The organism is Paraburkholderia phosphatilytica (assembly GCF_003443895.1).
GTDB classification, from domain to species: domain Bacteria; phylum Pseudomonadota; class Gammaproteobacteria; order Burkholderiales; family Burkholderiaceae; genus Paraburkholderia; species Paraburkholderia phosphatilytica.
The window spans coordinates 1-19,240 of record NZ_QQOA01000069.1 but is presented as its reverse complement, the minus strand read 5'-3'; the positions used below and the strand labels follow the sequence as shown (position 1 = coordinate 19,240).

17 protein-coding genes and 1 tRNA gene are annotated in these 19,240 nt (G+C 64.2%); 11 read left to right on the top strand and 7 right to left on the bottom strand.

The genetic code is table 11. The annotated features are described in order from the left end of the window. Positions 1-208 precede the first annotated feature (208 nt). Positions 209-284 (top strand) — tRNA-Arg (locus DVS29_RS35490). Between the two features lie 35 nt (positions 285-319). On the opposite strand, the gene vapC is transcribed toward DVS29_RS35490, so the two are convergent. Beyond that, entirely contained in the window at positions 320-730 is a 411-nt protein-coding gene (gene vapC / locus DVS29_RS35485) for a type II toxin-antitoxin system tRNA(fMet)-specific endonuclease VapC (RefSeq protein WP_118185816.1), read from the bottom strand. Beyond that, entirely contained in the window at positions 730-960 is a 231-nt protein-coding gene (gene vapB / locus DVS29_RS35480; RefSeq protein WP_118185814.1) for a type II toxin-antitoxin system VapB family antitoxin, read from the bottom strand. Before vapB ends, vapC begins: the two co-directional genes overlap by 1 nt. A gap of 334 nt (positions 961-1,294) precedes the next feature. On the opposite strand from vapB, the gene glnH reads away from it, so the two are divergent. From glnH to DVS29_RS35430, 10 genes are all read left to right on the top strand, one after another. Then, positions 1,295-2,047 (top strand): glutamine ABC transporter substrate-binding protein GlnH, encoded by a 753-nt coding sequence (gene glnH, locus DVS29_RS35475; RefSeq protein ID WP_118185812.1) that lies wholly within the window; start codon positions 1,295-1,297, stop codon positions 2,045-2,047. A gap of 90 nt (positions 2,048-2,137) precedes the next feature. Continuing rightward, entirely contained in the window at positions 2,138-2,794 is a 657-nt protein-coding gene (glnP, locus tag DVS29_RS35470) for a glutamine ABC transporter permease GlnP (RefSeq protein ID WP_118185810.1), read from the top strand. Continuing rightward, positions 2,791-3,519: a glutamine ABC transporter ATP-binding protein GlnQ gene (glnQ, locus tag DVS29_RS35465; RefSeq protein WP_164708069.1), complete on the top strand. Its 729-nt coding sequence runs from the start codon at positions 2,791-2,793 to the stop codon at positions 3,517-3,519. The genes glnP and glnQ overlap by 4 nt, the downstream gene beginning before the upstream one ends. A 369-nt stretch (positions 3,520-3,888) precedes the next feature. Then, positions 3,889-5,313: a class I adenylate-forming enzyme family protein gene (locus DVS29_RS35460; RefSeq protein ID WP_118185806.1), complete on the top strand. Its 1,425-nt coding sequence runs from the start codon at positions 3,889-3,891 to the stop codon at positions 5,311-5,313. Continuing rightward, a complete protein-coding gene (locus DVS29_RS35455; RefSeq protein WP_205962588.1) occupies positions 5,306-6,685 on the top strand; it encodes an aldehyde dehydrogenase family protein in 1,380 nt (459 codons plus the stop codon). The genes DVS29_RS35460 and DVS29_RS35455 overlap by 8 nt, the downstream gene beginning before the upstream one ends. Positions 6,686-6,715: 30 nt before the next feature. Next, on the top strand, positions 6,716-7,828 hold the full coding sequence (locus DVS29_RS35450; protein ID WP_118185804.1) for a radical SAM protein: 1,113 nt from the start codon (positions 6,716-6,718) through the stop codon (positions 7,826-7,828). 18 nt (positions 7,829-7,846) lie between these two features. Beyond that, complete coding sequence (locus DVS29_RS35445; RefSeq protein WP_118185802.1) at positions 7,847-8,335, top strand: acyltransferase; 489 nt, start codon at positions 7,847-7,849, stop codon at positions 8,333-8,335. Between the two features lie 15 nt (positions 8,336-8,350). Continuing rightward, entirely contained in the window at positions 8,351-8,614 is a 264-nt protein-coding gene (locus tag DVS29_RS35440; RefSeq protein ID WP_118185800.1) for a hypothetical protein, read from the top strand. 103 nt (positions 8,615-8,717) lie between these two features. Beyond that, positions 8,718-9,947, top strand: coding sequence for a dTDP-4-amino-4,6-dideoxygalactose transaminase (gene rffA / locus DVS29_RS35435; protein ID WP_118185798.1), 1,230 nt, complete (start codon positions 8,718-8,720; stop codon positions 9,945-9,947). Next, the gene (locus DVS29_RS35430) at positions 9,922-12,201 is read left to right on the top strand and encodes a glycosyltransferase family protein (protein ID WP_118185796.1); all 2,280 of its coding nucleotides are present in this window, start codon (positions 9,922-9,924) and stop codon (positions 12,199-12,201) included. The genes rffA and DVS29_RS35430 overlap by 26 nt, the downstream gene beginning before the upstream one ends. Positions 12,202-12,222: 21 nt before the next feature. On the opposite strand, the gene DVS29_RS35425 is transcribed toward DVS29_RS35430, so the two are convergent. The 5 genes from DVS29_RS35425 to DVS29_RS35405 all read right to left on the bottom strand — a co-directional run. Further along, entirely contained in the window at positions 12,223-13,425 is a 1,203-nt protein-coding gene (locus DVS29_RS35425) for an ammonium transporter (protein WP_118185794.1), read from the bottom strand. A 216-nt stretch (positions 13,426-13,641) separates the two neighbouring features. Then, complete coding sequence (locus tag DVS29_RS35420) at positions 13,642-16,524, bottom strand: tetratricopeptide repeat protein (RefSeq protein ID WP_118185792.1); 2,883 nt, start codon at positions 16,522-16,524, stop codon at positions 13,642-13,644. Between the two features lie 361 nt (positions 16,525-16,885). Beyond that, on the bottom strand, positions 16,886-17,206 hold the full coding sequence (gene fliT / locus DVS29_RS35415) for a flagellar protein FliT (protein ID WP_118185790.1): 321 nt from the start codon (positions 17,204-17,206) through the stop codon (positions 16,886-16,888). A 41-nt stretch (positions 17,207-17,247) separates the two neighbouring features. Beyond that, positions 17,248-18,789, bottom strand: coding sequence for a flagellar filament capping protein FliD (gene fliD, locus DVS29_RS35410; RefSeq protein WP_118185788.1), 1,542 nt, complete (start codon positions 18,787-18,789; stop codon positions 17,248-17,250). Between the two features lie 144 nt (positions 18,790-18,933). Continuing rightward, positions 18,934-19,240: flagellin (locus DVS29_RS35405; RefSeq protein WP_276314366.1), on the bottom strand; the 307-nt coding region annotated here is incomplete at its 5' end.

Below are 19,240 nucleotides of genomic sequence, written 5' to 3'. Positions count from 1 at the left end.
TCGGTACGGGCCAAGCTCAAGCAGGCCGCGTGGGACGATGATTTCCGCCGAGATGTACTCGGCATGCGGCGGGCGTCCTAATGCGATTGCCCTGCGTGAAATGCCCGTGCGGTGGACGCTGGCAGGGAAACCGGGTATCCTTTCGGACTCGCGTGAGCGCCCACCCAATTTGCTGTTCCCTCCCCGGTGGTGGCGCTTTCTCGCCGATGCGCCCGTAGCTCAATGGATAGAGTACTGCCCTCCGAAGGCAGGGGTTGCTGGTTCGATCCCAGCCGGGCGCGCCAAGTTTGCTGCCTCGCATTTCCATCCGGGAACGGGCTTACCGCGCAGTGTCGACCCAGTCTTCAACTCGTAAACCAGGCACTCGTTCGAATTCCCGAACGTTATTCGTTACCAGGATCATGCCCTGTGATCGGGCATGTCCGGCGATCATCTGGTCGTAGGGGCCAATCGGCTTGCCGATCTTCTGCAACTCGGCTCTGAGTTGGCCGCTATGTACGGCAGCTTCGTTGTTGTACGCCAGGACATCTAGCCGGGCCGCAAATCCCTCGATGACAGCCAGATTTTTTTCCGGCGATGCGGACTTCTCTGCGCCGTAGATCAGCTCCATCAAGGTTACTGTGCTGACACACAGCTGGCCGTGGTGGCGATTGAACGCGTCGCGAACTTCGCTGGGCTTGTTCTTGATGGTGAAGATGCAGATGTTCGTATCGAGCATGTACTTCAGCATCAAAACCCCTCACGCTCCTGATCGCCGGGCTGGTCGCGCGCGGACATGAAGTCTGCGCTTGCCGCTTCGCCATCAAACCAGCTATCCCACGACTCCCCGGCGGGGGTGAGTATGCGCGTGCGGCCGACGGCCACCACGTCGACCCGCTTCACGTCGTCAGGAAGCGCCACAGATTTGGGGAGGCGCACCGCCTGGCTGCGGTTGCTTTTGAAGATGGCACCTTGCTCCACGACAGGCTCCTGGGTATATGTCAAGCGTATATCCCATTATAGGGATGTCAAGGGCGATGTCAATGGGATATACCTTCCTGTTGACGCTTCCCGCTTCTCATTCGCCCTATCTGCGCGTTGCATTGTCGAACTACCCCTCCCCGTCCTCCCCTCCACGAAATACCCCTTGACGAACCTTTTTGGCGGGTTACCATCCGCCACAACAACAAATGTTGTTAACGGATGGTGTTGCCGCACCGCATGTTGATAAGCGGGCACTTCAACACCATCGCAGACCTTTCGAGACGCGGACGTCGCCGGAAACGCGTCGCCTCAACCCATGGAGTGTGTCCAGATGAAACGTCGTGTCTTCTTTTTCTCGCTGCTCGCGGCGGCGATCTTCGGGGCGGGTGTCGCCCATGCCGATGACAAGACGCTGATCGTCGGCACCGATACGTCCTTCATGCCGTTCGAGTTCAAGCAGGGCGACAAATACGTCGGCTTCGACCTCGACCTGTGGGCCGAGATCGCGAAAGACCTCAAGCTTAACTACACGATCCAGCCGATGGATTTCGCAGGCCTGATTCCGGCACTGCAGACCCGCAACATCGACGTCGCGCTGTCGGGCATGACGATCAAGGAAGAGCGCAAGAAGGTCATCGACTTCTCCGATCCCTACTACGACAGCGGCCTTGCAGCGATGGTCCGCGTCGACAACACGACGATTCATTCGATCGACGATCTGAACGGCAAAGTCATCGCCGCGAAGACCGGCACGGCGACCATCGACTGGATCAAGGCGCACCTGAAGCCCGCGGAAATCCGCCAGTTCCCGAATACTGACGAGGCCTATATGGCGCTCGAAGCCGGACGTGTCGATGCGGCCATGCATGACACACCGAACGTGCAGTTCTTCGTTAACACCGCAGGTAAAGGCAAGGTGAAGGTGGCGGGCACGCCGGTGAGCGGTGACAAGTACGGCATCGGTTTCCCGAAGGGCAGCTCGCTCGTCCCGCAGGTGAACGCGGAACTCACGCGCATGAAGGCTGACGGGCGCTACGCGCAGCTCTACCGCAAATGGTTCGGCTCGGAACCGCCGAAGTCGTAAGCGTTATCGGCGAAGGATGCGCGAACGCGCCGGGCATTCAGCAAGCCGGCGCGTCGCGCGGCGTTCAGTGATTGAGACAGGAGCGTGTCTGTGGAACTCGATTGGTCGGTCATCGCGAGCGCGATGCCGGATTTGCTCGATGGCGTGAAGCTGACGGTGGTGATCGCCGCGCTCGGCCTCGTGGGCGGCTCGATCATCGGGCTCGTGGCGGGGCTGTGCCGTGCATATGGGCCCATTGCATTGAATGTTGCCGCGCAGGTGTATATCGAACTGATCCGTGGCACGCCCATCGTCGTGCAGGTGATGTTTCTCTACTTCGCGCTGCCGATCCTCGCGCATATCCGGATCGATGGCATGACGGCCGCGGTCATCTCGATCGCGGTGAATTCGGGCGCGTATCTCGGCGAAGTGGTTCGCGGCGCGTTTCTCTCGATCCCCAAGGGTCTCGCCGAAGCGGGTCTCGCGATGGGCCTGTCGATGCCGCGCGTGCTGCTGAAGATCGTCGGCCCGCTGGCGTTCCGCCGCCTCATTCCGCCGTTCGGCAACCAGTGCATCGTGAGCCTGAAGGATACGTCGCTGTTCATCGTGATCGGCGTGGGTGAACTCACGCGCAAGGGCCAGGAAATCATTGCGGGCAACTTCCGCGCCGTGGAGATCTGGACGGCCGTCGCCTGCATCTACCTGATTCTTACCGGATGCATGACGCTGTCGCTTCGCGTCATCGAAAAGAGGATGCGGATTCTATGAGCATGGTCGAATTCAAATCCGTCACGAAGAACTATGGTGCGGTCACGGTGCTGCGCGATCTCGATCTGAAAATCGAGGCGGGCGAAGTCGCCGTGGTGGTGGGTCCATCCGGGTCGGGCAAATCGACGATGCTCCGCTGCATCAACGCGCTCGAAAAGATCTCGGGCGGCGATCTGATCGTCGACGGCCTGAGCGTGAAAGGTAAGACCGCCGACATTCACCAGATCCGGCTCGAGGCGGGCATGGTGTTCCAGCAGTTCAATCTGTTCCCGCAGATGACGGCGCTGGAGAACGTGATGTTCGGTCCGCTGCAGGTGCGCAAGGCGACGCGCGCCGAGGCGCGCGACCGCGCGCTTGGCTTGCTTGCGAAGGTGGGACTCGCCGACCGCGCGAATCACTACCCATCCGAACTCTCGGGCGGGCAGCAGCAGCGGGTCGCGATCGCACGCGCGCTGGCCATCAAGCCGAAGCTGATGCTGTTCGACGAGCCGACCTCCGCGCTCGATCCGGAACTGCGCCACGAAGTGCTGAAGGTGATGCAGGATCTGGCGGCCGATGGCATGACGATGATCGTGGTCACGCACGAGATCGGCTTCGCGCGCCGGGTCGGCACGCGGCTCCTGTTCATGGACAACGGCGGCATCGTGCACGACGGCGAGCCCGCGGAACTGATCGACCATCCGCCCACCGCGCGTTTGCAGGATTTCCTGAAGCACGTCGCCTGACGGCTTCGCTCGATCGTCCCGGATCGCGCGCGCTACCCGCGCGGTCCGTCGGCGATCAAAATCTTTCGTGTTGAATCAGGCGGCAGTCCGCCGCCGCTTCCTTCCCCCACCCCGCCTCGTCCCACTCCCTTCGGCCGATCAATCGCCGCCGAAGCCCAAAGCCCATAGCCTTTCAATTTCCTTGATCGCGCCGCGCGCCCCGCGCTGAGCGGCGAACGACACCTCGCCATTCCCTCCTGGCTTCTACAAGCCGTCCTCCCGGCAGCCCGGGCATTACCCGAACTGGCGCCGAAAATCGACTCTATTCCGGCGATGGGCGCGCCTTACCAAACTCTAGAATTTCTTACAGTCCCTCACCGGCTAAGAAATATGTCAGTCAACCGATACGAATACTTTCAACGCATTTTTGCCGCGCAAGGCGACAAGCCGTTCATCCTGCTGGACAACGGCAAGACGATTTCCTTTTCGACATTCCTCGGCAACTCGGTTCGTCTGCTCAACTTCCTGGTTGCGCAGGGCGTGCGCGCGGGCGACAGCGTCGTCATCAACCTCGAAAACCGCGTCGAGTACCTCGAACTGATGCTGGCGTTGTGTATCGGCGGTGTCACCGCGTACCCGGTCGACCCGGCCGTGAACGTCAAGCAGCTGGACAAGATCAAGCACCTGTCGCGCGCGAGCCTGAGCATCACCTCGTACGCGCAACTCGCCTATTCGCTCGACGACACCATTCCCGATTGCGCGACCCAGGGCGACATGGATTTCCCGTACCTGGTCGTCTTCTCGTCGGGCACGACTGGCGCGCCGAAAGGCATCGTGCAGAGCGCGCGTAACTTCTTCGACGCGGCGCAGGCGTTTTCCGCGTCGCTGGGCCTCACCGCCGACGATCTGACGCTGCACAACTGGCCGATGTTCTACAACGCGGGCCTCTTCAACCTGTTCGCCGCGCCGTTGATGGCGGGCGGCTCGATCGCGATCGGCAAGCGCTTCAGCGCGAAACACCTGGACCTGTTCTGGCGGGACATCCAGCACTTCAAGCCGACGTCGGCCTATCTGTCTCCGACGATGGCCGCGGCGCTCACACGCACGTTCCGCTTCTTCAAGCACAAGCCCGACATTCTCGCGGGCACGAAGATCGTGTCGACGAGCTCGATTCTCTACCCGTCCATCAAGCAGGAATTCTTCGAGACCTTCGGCGTCGACATGATCGCCTGCTTCGGCATCACGGAACTCGGCGGCTCGTTCACCGTCGGCCACGGTGTCGACGGCGCGTACTCGGTCGGCAAGCCAATCGACGGCGTGCTGATCGATATCGACCCCGAGCAGGATGGCGAAGTGCTCGTGAAATCGCCGTACATGGCGCTCGGCTATCTGACGGAGCACGGCGAGATCAACGCGTTCGACCGCAGCACGTACTTCCGCTCGGGCGACCTCGGGCGCATCGAAGGTGGCGAGCTTTATATCAGCGGCCGCCGGAAGGACGCGATCAAGAAGGGCGGCGAGTTCATCCAGCTGACGGAAATCGAAGACCTCGTGCTCGGCTCCAACCTGTGCGACGAGTGCGTTGCGGTTGGCCGTCCGGATGTTTTCTGGGGCGAAGTGTACGACCTCTTCTTTGTGCCTTCGTCGCCGGAAACGGCCGTCGCGACGAAGGACGCGATCAATAGCCTCTTCAACCAGTCGCTGCCGTATTCGCAGCGTCCCGCCGAAATCAAGGCCATCTCCGACATTCCCAAGACGTCCTCGGGCAAGCCGATCAAGCGCGTGACGTACTTCGAGGGAGTCGGCGGTGAATAGCCTGACGTACCACACGCACGATCCGCGCACCGGCGAAATCGCCGCGAGCTTTTCGAGCGCGACGGACGCCGAGATCGACGGAGCGTGCAAGGCCGCGAAGCAGGCGATGCAGCAATGGGCGGCCACGTCGCCCGCTGCGCGCAGCCAGGCGCTTGCCGCCATCGCGGCATTGATGCGCGAGCATCGCGAAGAACTCGTGCAACTCGAGTGCCGCGATACCGGCAAGCCGATCGAAGCGGCAACCGGCGAAGTCGAAGGCGCGATCGCGCTGTGGGACTACGCCGCAAGCCTCGCCCGCACCGAGACCGCGCATGCGTTTCCGGCTTCGATCGGTGAAGGCGTCGCGTTCACGATCAACGTGCCGGTCGGCGTGGTCGGCCTGATCGTGCCGTGGAATTACCCGCTCATCACGACGTCCGAGCGGCTGCCGTTTGCGCTCGCCGCGGGCTGCAGCGTCATCTGCAAGCCGAGCGAACTGGCAGCGGGTTCGCTGCCGATGCTCGTCGAACGCATTGCCGCGAGCGGGCTCCTGCCCGCGGGCACGTTGCAGTTGCTATACGGCACGGGCGAGGCAATTGGCCACGCGCTGTGCGTGCATCCCGACATCGACATGATCGGCTTCGTTGGTTCGACGCGCGTCGGCCGTCTGATCGAGTCGGCTGCAACCGCGCACGGCAAGCGCGTCGCGTCCGAACTGGGCGGCAACAACTTCGTGCTCGTCTACGAGGACGCGGATCTCGTCGCGGCAGCCAAAGCCGTGATTCGCGGCGGCTTGCGCAACGGCGGACAGGCCTGCGTTGCGGGTTCGCACGTGCTGGTCGCGCCGGCGGTTGCAAAGGATTTCGCCGGGCTGCTGCAGCGCGAACTCGCGAGCGAATTCCCGACGGACGAGCAGGGCCGTTGCCCGGCTGTTCAACCGATGATCACCGCCCGGCATCGCGCGCGTATCGCTGCGCTGGTCGAGGGCGGCGTTCGCGAAGGACTGCACATGCTTCAGGGTTCGTGTCTTGAGGGCACGGGCAATTTCATCGGCCCCGTCATTTTCAGCGACGTGCCCCTGAACTCGTCGCTGCTCGCCGAAGAAACGTTCGGCCCCGTGATCACGGTCAGCGCAGTGGAAGAAGCCCATTTCTTCGACGCGCCCAACGCGAGCGGGTACGGACTCGCGGCCTATGTCTGGACCGCTTCGACCGCACGCGCGATCGCGGCAGCCAAAGCGCTGCGCGCCGGCCGCATCTGGATCAATTCGAACCCGGATTTCTGGGTGCCCGAACTGCCCGTTGGCGGCTTCGGCCGATCCGGCACAGGAAGAGAAATGGGACCCCAGGCACTCGCGACATGGTCGCTTCCAAAATCTGTCCTGCTGTCCTAAAGACTGGAAAACCGTTCAAGGAATCGCTTCATGAATCAGACCTCACGTCCGCTGTCACTCGTCGAAAAGCTCAAGCAGACCACGGTGCAGGACTTTATCAACAAGTTCCTCTGGAACAAGAGCCACGAGGCACCGCTCGTCGTCGAGCTCGATCCGACCACCGCTTGCAACCTCGCGTGCCATGACTGCATCAGCGCGAATCTGCTGAACCAGGGTGGCATCGAGGAAGAGCGTCTGATGCGGCTCGCGCAGGAGTTCGCCGAGGGCGGCGTGCGCGCGGTCGTGCTGATCGGCGGCGGCGAGCCGATGGCGCACCCGAAATTCTCCGAACTCGTGAACGCGCTTTACGAGAGCGGCATCAAGGTTGGCGTCACCACGAACGGCACGCTGATCAACCGGCATTACGATGCGTGCGTGCGCAAGACGAGCTGGTTGCGCGTTTCGGTCGACGCCGGCAGCGATGAGGTCTTCTCCGAATTCCGCCCGCACGCGAGCGGCAAATCGCAGTTCGGTGTGGTGATCGACAACATGCGGCGCATGGCGAAGGAAAAGGTCGGCCTGCTGGGCTACTCGTTCCTGCTGCTGTCGAAGTACGACAACGACGGCAACTTCACGCGCACCAATGCCGTGGATATCGCGAAGGCGGCACGTCTCGCCAAGGACATCGGCTGCGACTATTTCGAGCTGAAGCCGGCCTTCGACATGATGCACTTTCTGCAGCAGCAGGAGCTGTCGGTCATAGACCTGGTGAACGAAAACCTCAAGGCGGTTCACGATCTGGCCGACGAGAACTTCAAGATCATCGCGCCGTTCACGCTCGAAGAAGCGCTGCAAGGCGTGGGTACGCAATCGAAGCCGTACAACCGCTGCCTGACCGCCGAACTGCGCACCGTCATCACGCCGAGCGGCGCGTATGTCTGCCCGTATCACCGCGGCAATCTGAACATGCGCATCGGCGACGTGAGCAAGGTGTCGCTCAAGGACCTGTGGACCGGCAACAAGCGCGCGAAGGTGATGGAGCGCGTCGATCCTGCGAAGCACTGCACGTTCCACTGCATCCGCCACGAGTCGAACCTGCTGCTCGAGCGGCTGGCCGCAGGCGAAGGCGTGGAGACCGTGTCCGACTTCGATCTGTTCATCTGATCGACCGGGGAGCAAGCAGTGGACTTTTTTAGCCGCGACGAACTGCTGGCGCTCGGCTTCGCCGAAGTGGGCGAAGACACGCGCGTGTCGCGCCGCGCGATCTTTTACGCGAGCGCTGGACGCATCGGCGACCGCGTGCGGGTCGACGATATGGCGATCTTCACCGGGCATGTCGAACTCGGCGACGACGTCCACATTTCGCCGTTCTGCTTTCTCGGCGGCACTGGCGGAAAGATCGTGATGGGCGCGCGCAGCGGCATCTCCACGCACGTCAGCATCTTCACCAAAAGCGACGACTACCGCGCGAACGCGGATGAGCACAGCGCAAAGGTGACGGGCGACGTGTCGATCGGCGACCACACGATCTTCGGCGCGCAGTGCGTGATTCTGCCGGGCAGCACCGTCGGCGAAAACTGCCGCATCGGCGTGGGCTGCGTGGTGATGGGCGAAGTGGCGCCCGCCAGCCGGGTCGTCAGTGCGGCGATCAAAACCGTAAAGCTCGCGTGAGCGACGGAGACCAACATGACTTTCACCATTGAAGCCGATGCGCGCGAATGGATCGCCGGGTATCTGCGAACCGAAGGCGGCGTGACGGAAGCCATCCAGGCTGATCGGCCGATCTTCGAGTATCTCGATTCGTTCGGCGCGGTCGGTTTTTTTCTCGCCTGCGAGGAACGGTTTCCCGTGATCGATGGCATCGATCCGGGCCTGTTCACCGGCGTCGATATCGACGAAGCCGCACGCATCATCGCGGAAAAGCTGGCGCAGAGCGGCGGCGGCGCTTGAGCCGGACGCTTGGCCGCTAACGGACTTTTAGCCCCAACGAAGTAACGCCACGATGGCCTCGCGGGCTTGTCGCGGCACACACCACATCCATCGAGGTGTCCGCGTGAAACCATCGCACATTCCGTTCAACAAGCCCTTCGTGATCGGCAAGGAGCTTTTCTATATCGCTCAAGCGGTCATGAGCGGCACGATCTCCGGCGACGGCATGTTCACGAAGCGCTGCCAGAAGTGGCTCGAGGAACAGCTTGGTTGCCCGAAGTCGCTGCTCGTGCATTCGTGCACGGCTGCGCTCGAAATGGCGGCCATGCTGATCGATGTCGGTCACGGCGATGAGATCATCATGCCGTCGTTCACGTTCGTTTCGACGGCAAACGCGTTCGTGCTGCGTGGCGCGGTGCCGGTCTTCGTGGACATTCGCCCCGACACCCTGAATATCGACGAGCGCCTGATCGAGGCGGCCATCACGCCGCGCACGAAGGCGATCGTTGCCGTGCACTATGCGGGCCGCGCGTGTGCGATGCAGGCGCTGCAGGACATTTGCCGGCGTCACAAGCTGCACCTCATCGAAGACGCTGCGCAGGCCATCCTCACGGAGCACGACGGCCGCATGCTCGGCACCTTCGGCGACCTGGGCTGCCTGAGCTTTCACGAAACCAAGAACGTGATCTGCGGTGAGGGCGGTGCGCTGCTCATCAACAATCCGGAGCTGATCGAGCGCGCCGAAATTCTCTGGCAAAAGGGCACCAACCGGCACGCGTACCTGCGCGGCGCCGTCGACAAATACACGTGGGTGGATATCGGCTCGTCGTTTCTGCCGAGCGAACTCACGGCCGCGTTTCTCTTCGCGCAGCTGGAGCAGGCCGAAAGCGTCATCGCACACCGCCGCCAGCTGCACGCGAAATATCACGAGCTGCTGCGACCGCTCGAACACGACGGCCGGATCGAACTGCCCGTGCTCAACGGCGACTATGCGCACAACGCCCACCTGTTCTATGTGCTCTGCAAGGACATCGAGGAGCGCACGGAACTGATCCAGCATCTGGGCGAGCGCAGTATTTCAGCGGTGTTCCATTACGTGCCGCTGCACGATTCGCCAGCCGGACTCTTCTTTGGCCGCGCGCATGGCGAGCTGCCCGTCACGCAGAATGTGTCGGCTCGCCTGCTGCGCTTGCCCGTGTACGCGGAAATGACCGGGCAGGACGTTGAACGCGTCGCCGATGCCGTGCGCGACTTTTACGTCGCGCGTTCGAGCGGCTCCACGGTGCGGTCCTCGCGAGACATCGCTGCGCTCAACAACACGTCGATCCATGAAACAGCAACCTCGCCTCTTTGAAGACCTCAACTCGCCGTACTACGTCTACGCGCCGCCTTACACGCGCGAGTCGGGTGGCGTGCGGGCCATGCATCAGCTGTGTCACGCGCTCAATCTCATGGGGCAAGAGGCGTACGTCACGACGACGCGCGTGTCCGACCGCCTGCGCACGCCCATCGTGACGAATCAGATCGCCGCGTTTCACAACATGCAGAAACGCAAGCCGATCGTCATCTATCCGGAAGTGGTGAACGACAATCCGATCAATGCGGAGCATGTCGTGCGTTACCTGCTGAACCTTCCGGGCTTCCTGAACAAGGGTGAAATCACCTGGGGAGCAGACGATCTGATCTATGCGCACGGCACAGACGTCGTGCCGCCGGGTCTCGAGGCCGAACTGCTGCAGATCCCGCTCGTCGATACGCACACCTACAACACGATCGGCGTCGACGACCGTCAGCGCTCCGGCAATCTCGTCTTCATCAATCGCTTCCTTGCACGCGGCGGCCAGCTTTCGCCGGTGACGGAAGGATTCACGGAAATCTCGTTCCGCGCCGGCCGCCGCTCGCCGGAGGAGCTTGCGCAGCTCTATCGCTCGTCGAAGCTGCTTTACACGTACGAAGCGTCGACCGCCTGCTACGAAGCATTGCTGTGCGGTTGTCCGGTCGTGTATCTGCCGAACGACATCATGCTGCCGAAGCCGATGCACAACTACCTGAAAGACGCGGGCTCGGCATGGGGCGATTCACCGGAGCAGCTCGAACACGCACGGCGCACGCTAGCCGATGTGCCGGTCATGTATGAAGCACTGCACCAGGGGTTCTGGCGCGAGCTCGAGACATTCATCGACGTCACGCAGCGACGCGTGCGCGGGGAGAGGGCCGCGGCTGCTTCCGTCACGTCGGCTGCTGCCACAGCGCTTGCACAGGCATCGCAGGTGGTCACGATGGATCGCACACGGCGCGTCGTGGTGCTGTCGGTCGAGCCCATCGATGCGGCGGGCGCCGTCGCGCGGCTGGCGAAGCCCCTCGCGCTGGCCGACAAGAACTGGGAGTTCGTCTGGGGCGTCGAGAACGGCGCAATTCAGGTCGAAGCGATGCACGGCGCCGATCTGATCGTGTTGCAGGGAACGATTGCCGCCCGGCTTTCGGTCGCATCGCTCGAGCAGATCTTCGCGCTCGGCGTGCCGGTCGTGTACGACACCGATGCCCGCTTCGAACTGGCGCAGAGCCCGGACGTCGACCCGGTTCGCGCACAACAGTGGCAAGCGGGCGTCGAGTATGCCGTGCGGCACGCGCGGGTCGTGACCGTCGCCAACCCTTCGCTGGCCGAAGCCTATGGTTCGATGGCAAAGGCGGTGCAGGTCGTGGCGGACAAGGTCGACTTCAGCCTGTTCCGCCGGCCCGTGCGGGAAGACTCGGACGTCGTGCATATCGCCGTGGCGGGTAGCTCGCTCGACAAGGCCAACTTTGCGCTTGTCGATCGCGCGCTGCGCGCGCTCGATGCGCGCTACGGCAATCGCATCAAGTTGACGTTTTTCGGCGCGGCACGACCGGAGGTTTGGGATGCGGATAGCAGTGCGAGTTTCGTCGAGGCGCAGCACGACCTCGCCGGCTACGCCCGGCAATTGCGCGAACTCGACGTCGATATCGCGCTGATGCCGCGCGCTGCGAACGCGTTCAACGACGCTGCTTCGGCGCGCCCGTTGCTGGAATTCGCCGCTGCCGGTGCGGCCGTTTTGACGAGCCCGCGGGCTTCGTGCCGCGCGACGCTGGAGCATCGCCAGTCGGGTCTGCTGGTCGGCGACAGCGAGACGGAGTGGCTCGACGCTGTCGCCAGTGCGATCGAACAGCCGGCACAGCGCCGGCAACTGGCGCGCACGGCGCAGGCCGAGGTGCTCAAGCGTCACGACTCGAACGCGTTTCCGTCCGATCTCCGCACCGCTTTGCAGACGGCGCTCGGCGTGCAGCCCGAGCCGGCCGAGGCCGCCGTTGCAGGCCGCCAGGATGTGCTGCGCGGCGTGCTGATTCTCGACCGGGACGGCGACACGAGCCGCGTCGACACGACGCTGCGCTCGCTGGAGGCCAGTCCGTTGAGCGAGCTGATGGCGATCGTGCTGACCACGCGCAGCGAAGGCGTGCCGGAATGGACGACGCGACTGCGTTACGTGAAAGCCCTCGCGAACGAGTACGCGGCGGGCATGGAACAGTTGTGCGCGCTACCGTCGTTCGACTGGGCGATGATTGTCGAGGCCGGTAACGCGGTGCACGCCTGAAATCGAGCCTTAGACCTAGGCTTAGACCACCGTCTCCCGTTCCGGCGTGGCGCTGATGTTGTGAATCGACAGATCGGCGCCCTCGAACTCGTGCTCCTGGTCGAGCCGTAGCCCGACCGTCGCGCGAATCACGCCGTAGACGATCGCACCACCGACGGTCGCGATGACGATCCCGCCCAGCGTGCCGACCAGCTGCGACACGAACGACACGCCGCCCATTCCGCCCAACGCCTTCAGCCCGAAAATGCCGGCGGCAATGCCGCCCCATGCGCCGCACAGGCCGTGCAGCGGCCACACGCCGAGCACGTCGTCGATGCGCCAGCGGTTCTGCGCGTGCGTGAACATGTAGACGAACAGCACGCCCGCTACCGCGCCCGTGAACAGCGCGCCGATCGGATGCATCACGTCCGATCCTGCGCACACGGCAACCAGTCCCGCCAGCGGTCCGTTATAGGTGAAGCCCGGGTCGTTGCGGCCGGCCAGCCACGCGGCAAGCGTGCCGCCCACCATGGCCATCAGCGAATTGACTGCGACCAGGCCGCTGATGTGGTCGATGGTTTGCGCGCTCATCACGTTGAAGCCGAACCAGCCGACGGTGAGCACCCACGCGCCGAGCGCCAGAAACGGAATGTTCGACGGCGGATGCGCCGCAATCCGGCCATCGCGGTGATAGCGTCCGTGGCGCGCGCCGAGCAGCAGCACCGCGGGCAGCGCGATCCACCCGCCGAACGCGTGGACCACCACGGATCCCGCGAAGTCATGGAACTGGGCGCCGGTCAGCGTGGCGAGCCACGTCTGGATACCGAAGCGGTCGTTCCACACGATGCCTTCGAAGAACGGATACACGAACCCGACCAGCACGAACGTCGCGCACAACTGCGGGTTGAATTTCGCGCGCTCCGCGATGCCGCCGGAGATGATCGCCGGGATCGCGGCGGCGAAGGTCAGCAGGAAGAAGAAGCGGACGAGCCCGTAGCCGTTGTCCTTCGCGAGCGAGGTCGCGTCGCCGAAGAACTGCACGCCGTACGCAATCCAGTAGCCCACCAGAAAGTACGCGATGGTCGACACCGCGAAGTCGACGAGAATCTTGACCAGCGCGTTGACCTGGTTCTTCTTGCGGACGGTGCCCAGCTCGAGGAAGGCGAAGCCGGCATGCATGGCGAGCACCATGCCGGCGCCTAGCAGCAGGAAAAGCGTATCGGTCCCAGTCTTCAGCGTATTCATATGGTCCACATTGGTGCGTGGTGGCGCAAAAGGCCATGGAGTACGCAAATGTTGGGCCAAGTTGGGACGTTTTTCTCACCGAAGCGGTGCCGATCGCGTGTCGGCGTGCCTTCTACTGGGGCGTGATGCCTCGCGATGGATTGCGCAAGTCGCGAGGCATCAACGAAGCTGACAAATCGTTAGACAAAACTGCACCTTTTTGTGCTCGATGCGCACTCAATTGGTGCCGTCGTACGCCTGTGCGAGCGCGTTGAACGTTTCGTCGTTCCAGCCCGATTGCCGCAGCGCCGTGAGCACCTGGCGGCCGGTTGCGAGCTGGTTCGAGCGGAGCAGTTCGCGCGCGGTGGCGAGCGCCTCGTCGAGCGCCTGCAGCCGTTCGAGCATCACCGCGACGTTCGTGTCGTCCGGCGCGAGCTCGGTGGCCTTCGCCAGCGTGACGCGCGCATCCGTGTAGCGCCCCTTGCGGACCAGCGCGTCGCCGAGCGTCGTCCAGCCGAACGCATGCTCGGGCAGCACTTCGGTCATCTGCTTCGCGACGGCCAGCAGGTTGTCGTCGAATCCGCCCTGCTTCAACGCGAGCAGTGTCGACACGAATTCGGCGGCGAGTTCGTCTTCCTGCTGGTTCGACGGAGCCGCGGCTTGCGGTTGGGCAAACTGGATGCCGGCGAGCTCCAGCCCCAGCTGGCGGCCGCGCTCCCACGCGCTTTTCGCCGCATCCTCGTGGCCGGTCATGCGCAGCGCCTCGATATAGACCGCCCAGAATTCCTCGCGGCGCGGCTCGGCTTCGAGCGCGCGGCGGAAGTACCCGAGGCTCTCGATGCCGGCGCCGGTCTGCAGCATCAGCACGCCGAGGTTCTCGTTGGTCTCGGCGTGATTCGGCTGGAGCTTCAGGATCGTTGCGTAGAGCGCGCGCGCTTCGTCGAACCGTTCGGCGGTGTGCGCGGCCACCGCGTTGTCGAATTGCGATGCGATGAAGGCGGCCGGGTCGGCATGCCCGGTGTCGCAGTGGATCGCCCACATCTGCGCGAACGCCTCTTCGAGCTTGCGCGCGAAGCGCGGTGCATCGCACAGCGGCGACGCGAGCAGCTCGCCGCGCAGCGACGCGCGCAGCGCGACGAGACGGGCGGGGTTGGTCGCGAGCTCGATGGCCTTCGCGATGTACTCGTCTTCGTCGGCGGCGATCCACTCGGTGCGGCCCAGGTGATGCAGGATGCCTTCGCCCATATGGCCGACGAAGCGGCTGCCGCGCAGCACCACGACCGGCACGCCCATCCAGGTCGATTCGACGGTGGTCGTGCCGCCGTTGTACGGGAACGGATCCAGCGCGACGTCGATGCGGTTGTAGGTCGCGAAATACTCGTCGCGCGACGATGGGCCGAGCAGGTCGAGCCGCGCGGACTCGATACCGTGCGCGGCGAAGCTCGTCGTCATGCGATCGCGCGCCCAGGCGCCGTCCAGTTCATGGCTCTTCAGCACGAGGCGCGAGCCCGGCAGTCGCCGCATCAGCTTCGCCCACACGGCGATCACGTGATCGTTGACCTTCGACAGCTTGTTGAAGCAGCCGAACGTGACCGGCTGGCCGAGCGTGGACGGCGGCTCGGCGAGCGGCACGTCGGCAGTGGGAACCGTGAAGCACAGATAGCCGTCCGGCAGACGCCACGGCTTCTCGACGAAGTGATGCTCTTCTTCCGGCGGCAGCGTGTACTCGTCGCCGATGAAGTAGTCCATCGTCGGCACGCCGGTCGACGCGAAGAAGCCGATCCAGTGCGCCTGCACCGGTGCCGGCCGCCACGCGAAAAGCGGCAAGCCCGTTTTCGCCGTATGGCCGGCGAGGTCGACCAGGACGTCGATCCTGTCGTCATGGACGATCTTCGCGGCTTTCGCGGGCGTGAGGTCGAGCAGGTTCGTCCATTCGGCGAAGGTCGGCCTGATGCGTGCGCTGATCTCGTCTTCGCGATGGGTCGTCACATACGCGATCGGGTGCACCGCGTCTCGATCGAGATTGGCCAGCACGCTTTCCATGAACAGGCCGATCGGATGGTTGTTCAGGTCGCCGGAGACGAAGCCCACGCGCAGCGGGCGGCGCGACCGCATCGCGGCCGCGTCCGGCACCGGGTGCAGGAAGGGCGTGACGCCGGCCATCACCGCGTCGCCATAGCGCTTCGCGTCGGCGAGGTTGTCCTCGACGCTGCGCGTGTGATCGTAGTTCAGGATGAACTGCATCGAGTTGTGCGCGGTCAGGTTGTCGGGCTTGCCCGTCACCGTGCGGCGGTAGTGACTCGCCGCCTCCTCGTGGCGTCCGACGTTCATCAGGCACACCGCGAGGTTGTTGCGCGCGCAGACGTCGCCTGGGTCGAGCGCGAGCGCGCGTTCGTACGGCGCGATCGCTTCGCCCCAGCGGCCGATCGTCAGCAGCGCGTTGCCGCGCGCGACGAGCGCCGGCACGAAATCGGGCGTGAGTTCGAGCGCGCGTTCGGCGTGAGTGAGCGCCTCTTCGGAGCGGTCGCCCTCGATCAGCATGTTCGCGAGATTGCTGTGAAGCTCGTGGCTCTCCGGCCGCAGCGCGAGTGCCGCGCGATAGGCGTCGATGGCTTCGTCGCGGCGTTTCAGCGTGGCCAATGCGACGCCGCGGTTCTGGTGTGCGACGTAGCTCGTCGGCGCGATTTCCGACAATTTCTCGAAAACTTCGATCGCTTCCTCGTTCTGGCCGGTCCGGATCAGCATCGCGCCGAGCCGTTCATAGGCCTCGATGAAGCGCGGGCTCAGCGCGAGCGCGTGCCGATAGCTTGCCTCGGCTTCGTCCCAGCGGTTCTGCGCGCGCAGCAGGTCGGCGAGGTTCACGTGCGCCTGGCTGTTGGCCGGTTCGAGCGCGATCGCGCGGCCGAGCAGCGCTTCCGCTTCCGCGCCGCGGTTCGCGCTGTGCGCGAGCGTGCCGAGCGAGCGCAGCGTGTCGACGTGGTCGGGCGCGATCTCGAGGATCGTCCGGTACATCGCTTCCGCTTCGACCAGCCGGCCGGCTTCGTGCAGCTTCCAGGCGGTTTTCAGCGCGTCGCGCACGTCGTGGGCGGTGGTCGAGGTGGAGCGGTCGGATTGGCTCATGGTGTTCCAGGGTTCAGGCGATGGGGCGGCAATGGCGCGCGGCCGTTGCGTCGCGGCGCTGCGCTCTGGCTGACGTCCGCGATGCTGGGTTGCTGACGCGACCGTTCGTGCGGGCTTCGTTTCGCGCCCATGCCTTGCACGAACGCGCGCCTCTACGGGACGGATGCCGCCGGTTGTGCCAAGTCTAGGGTGGGGAGGGGAATGACGAAGCGCGGAGTAGGGCGCCGTTTCGCCCGCAATTCCTGATTTTGTGTGGGCGCGGGTCGCAACGCGACCGCGTGGTCGCCAGAAGCGACGAAGCCCGCGCGAGGCGGGCACCGGTGGGTACGGCAGGCGCGGACGGCCGCGCCTTTGGAATCGCCTAGAACAGCGCGACGCGGTTGTACTGGTTGGTCGCGCTGATCTTCTGGATCGACTGGTTCTGCTGCTGGACGAGCTGGTTGCGCGCGCCGTCGGCACTCACCAGCAGATCGGCGTCCATGGCCTGGATCTCGCGGATCAGCGCGAGCGCCGCGCTGTCGACCGGCGCGCGCAGCGACATCACGAGCGGCGAACGCTCGTCGGCGAGGCGGGCGGCGAGCGCCCAGTCGGCGGTGTTCGCGGCGACGCGGATCTCGCTCGTCAAGGCGTGGACGCGCGCGATCACGTCGCGCTGGTCGTGAATATCCGACGGGTTGTGCATGGTCACGGTTCCTCTTTGCCTGCCTGACGGTCTCTGCGACCTTACGACTTGTTGGTCGCGAGCGAGCCGGCGCTGCTGGTGCCGCCGAACAGCTGGGTCAGGTACTGCGCGTTGCTGTTGGTGCTCGCCATCAGCGCGTTCAGCGCGGTGAACTGGTTCTGGTACATCGTGGTCAGCTGCGCCGCGTAGGCCGACAGCGCGGTCTGCTGGGTCGTGACCGACGTGATGTCCGTGTTGATCGCGTTCAGCCGCGCATCGACGATACCGCCCGTTTCCGTGAACGACGTGATGCTCGAATTGAGCTGGGCGGCGATACCGTTGGTCAGGTTGAACAGGGAGCCGACCGCGGACGAGTTGGCGGAGACCGCAGCGTCGAGCTTCGTCTGGTTGGCGGTGAGCGTGCCGTCCGAATTTAGCGAGATGCCGATCGTCGCGAGGCTGGTGGACGTGCTGCCTGACTTCACCGCACCGCTGATGATGCCGGCGAGCGTGTTCTGGATCTGGTTGAGCATCGAGTCGCCGAGCAGCGGACCCGCGGAACCGCTCGACGTGGTGAGCGCGGTCAGCGACGTCATCGTCGAGACGAGCGTGTTGTACGCCGTCACGAAGTTGTTGATGTCGGTTTCCTGCGTGGCCGTATCGGATGCGACGGTCAGCGTCTGCGTTTCCGGCGTGGTGCTGGTCGCAGTCGATGCCGCGGCCGAGGTCAGCGTGAACGTGACGCCCGTGATCGCGCTCGAGATCGAATTGCTGGAGTTGGTCGCGGTCGTGCCGTTGATCGAGAACAGCGCGTCCTGCGCGGCCGTGGTCTGCGTCCAGCCCGACGAGACGGTCGAGCCGGTGCTGGTATAGGTGCCCGAGGTGTTCGACGTCGTGCCCGCCGTCGAGGTCACCGCGAGGCTGCTGAGCGCCGCGCCGCTGCTGGCGTTGCTGACGCTCACGTTGATCGTGTTCGATTGCCCGGTCGCCGTCGACGTCAGCACGAGGTGCGCGCCGTCGACGCCGTTCACGACCGTCGCCGTGACGCCGGGGTTGTTATTGGCCGTGTTGATCGCAGACGCGAGGCCGGACAGCGTGTTGTTCGACGAGTCGACGTTGATCGTCATCGAGCTGCTGCCGAGCGACACGTTCAACGTGCCGGTGCCCATATTGCTCTGCTGCGAGGTCGTGAACGCGCCGGAAGTGATGCTCTGTGCCTGCGCGATCTGCGTGACGCCGATCGTATAGGTGCCCGCGACCGCGCCCGTACCGGCGCTCGCGGTGATGCCGGTACCGCTCGCCGTCGCCGTGTAGGTGGACAGCATCGAGCCGTTCGACAGCGGGCCGGCGGCGGCCTGCAGCGCGGAGAGCGCGGCGGACAGCTGGCCGATCGCTGAAATCTGGGTGGTGTCGTTGCTGGCTTCCGAGGACAGCGAAGCCGTCGTGCCTGCCGTTCTGGCGTTCACGAGCGCGGACACGAGACTCTGCACGTCCATCGTGGAGTTGCCGGTCGAGCCGCTGATGACCGACTGGGCCGCCTGCTGGAGTGCGGCGTTGGCGCTGGCTGTGGCGCTCGCTGCTGCTACGGTGGAGGACACGGTCATGAAGGGGCTCCGTACGGATACTGCCTGGATGGATACGCTTGCGGTTCAAATGCATCGAGGGAGGCAAGCCTCCCTCTTTGTGTCGGCCGCCGATAGTGCGTCGTGCCAGTGCGTTATCGGCGGCTTTCGCCAGACTCTTTAGCCTTACTGCAGGAGCTTCAGAACCTGCTGCGGCAGCGAGTTGGCCTGTGCCAGCACCGAGATACCCGCTTGTTGCAGCACCTGAGCCTTCGAAAGATTCGCCGTTTCCTGCGCGAAGTCCGCGTCGGTGATCTGCGATTGTGCGCTGGCCAGGTTCGTCGAAGCGCTTTGCTGCGTCGTCACGACCGACGTGAAGCGGTTCTGCGCCGCGCCGAGCGTTGCCTGCAGGTTGTTCACCGTGGACAGCGCGTTGTCGATCGATTCCATCGCGGCGCTGGCGCCGTTCGTCGTGCTGATGTCGATGTTCGAC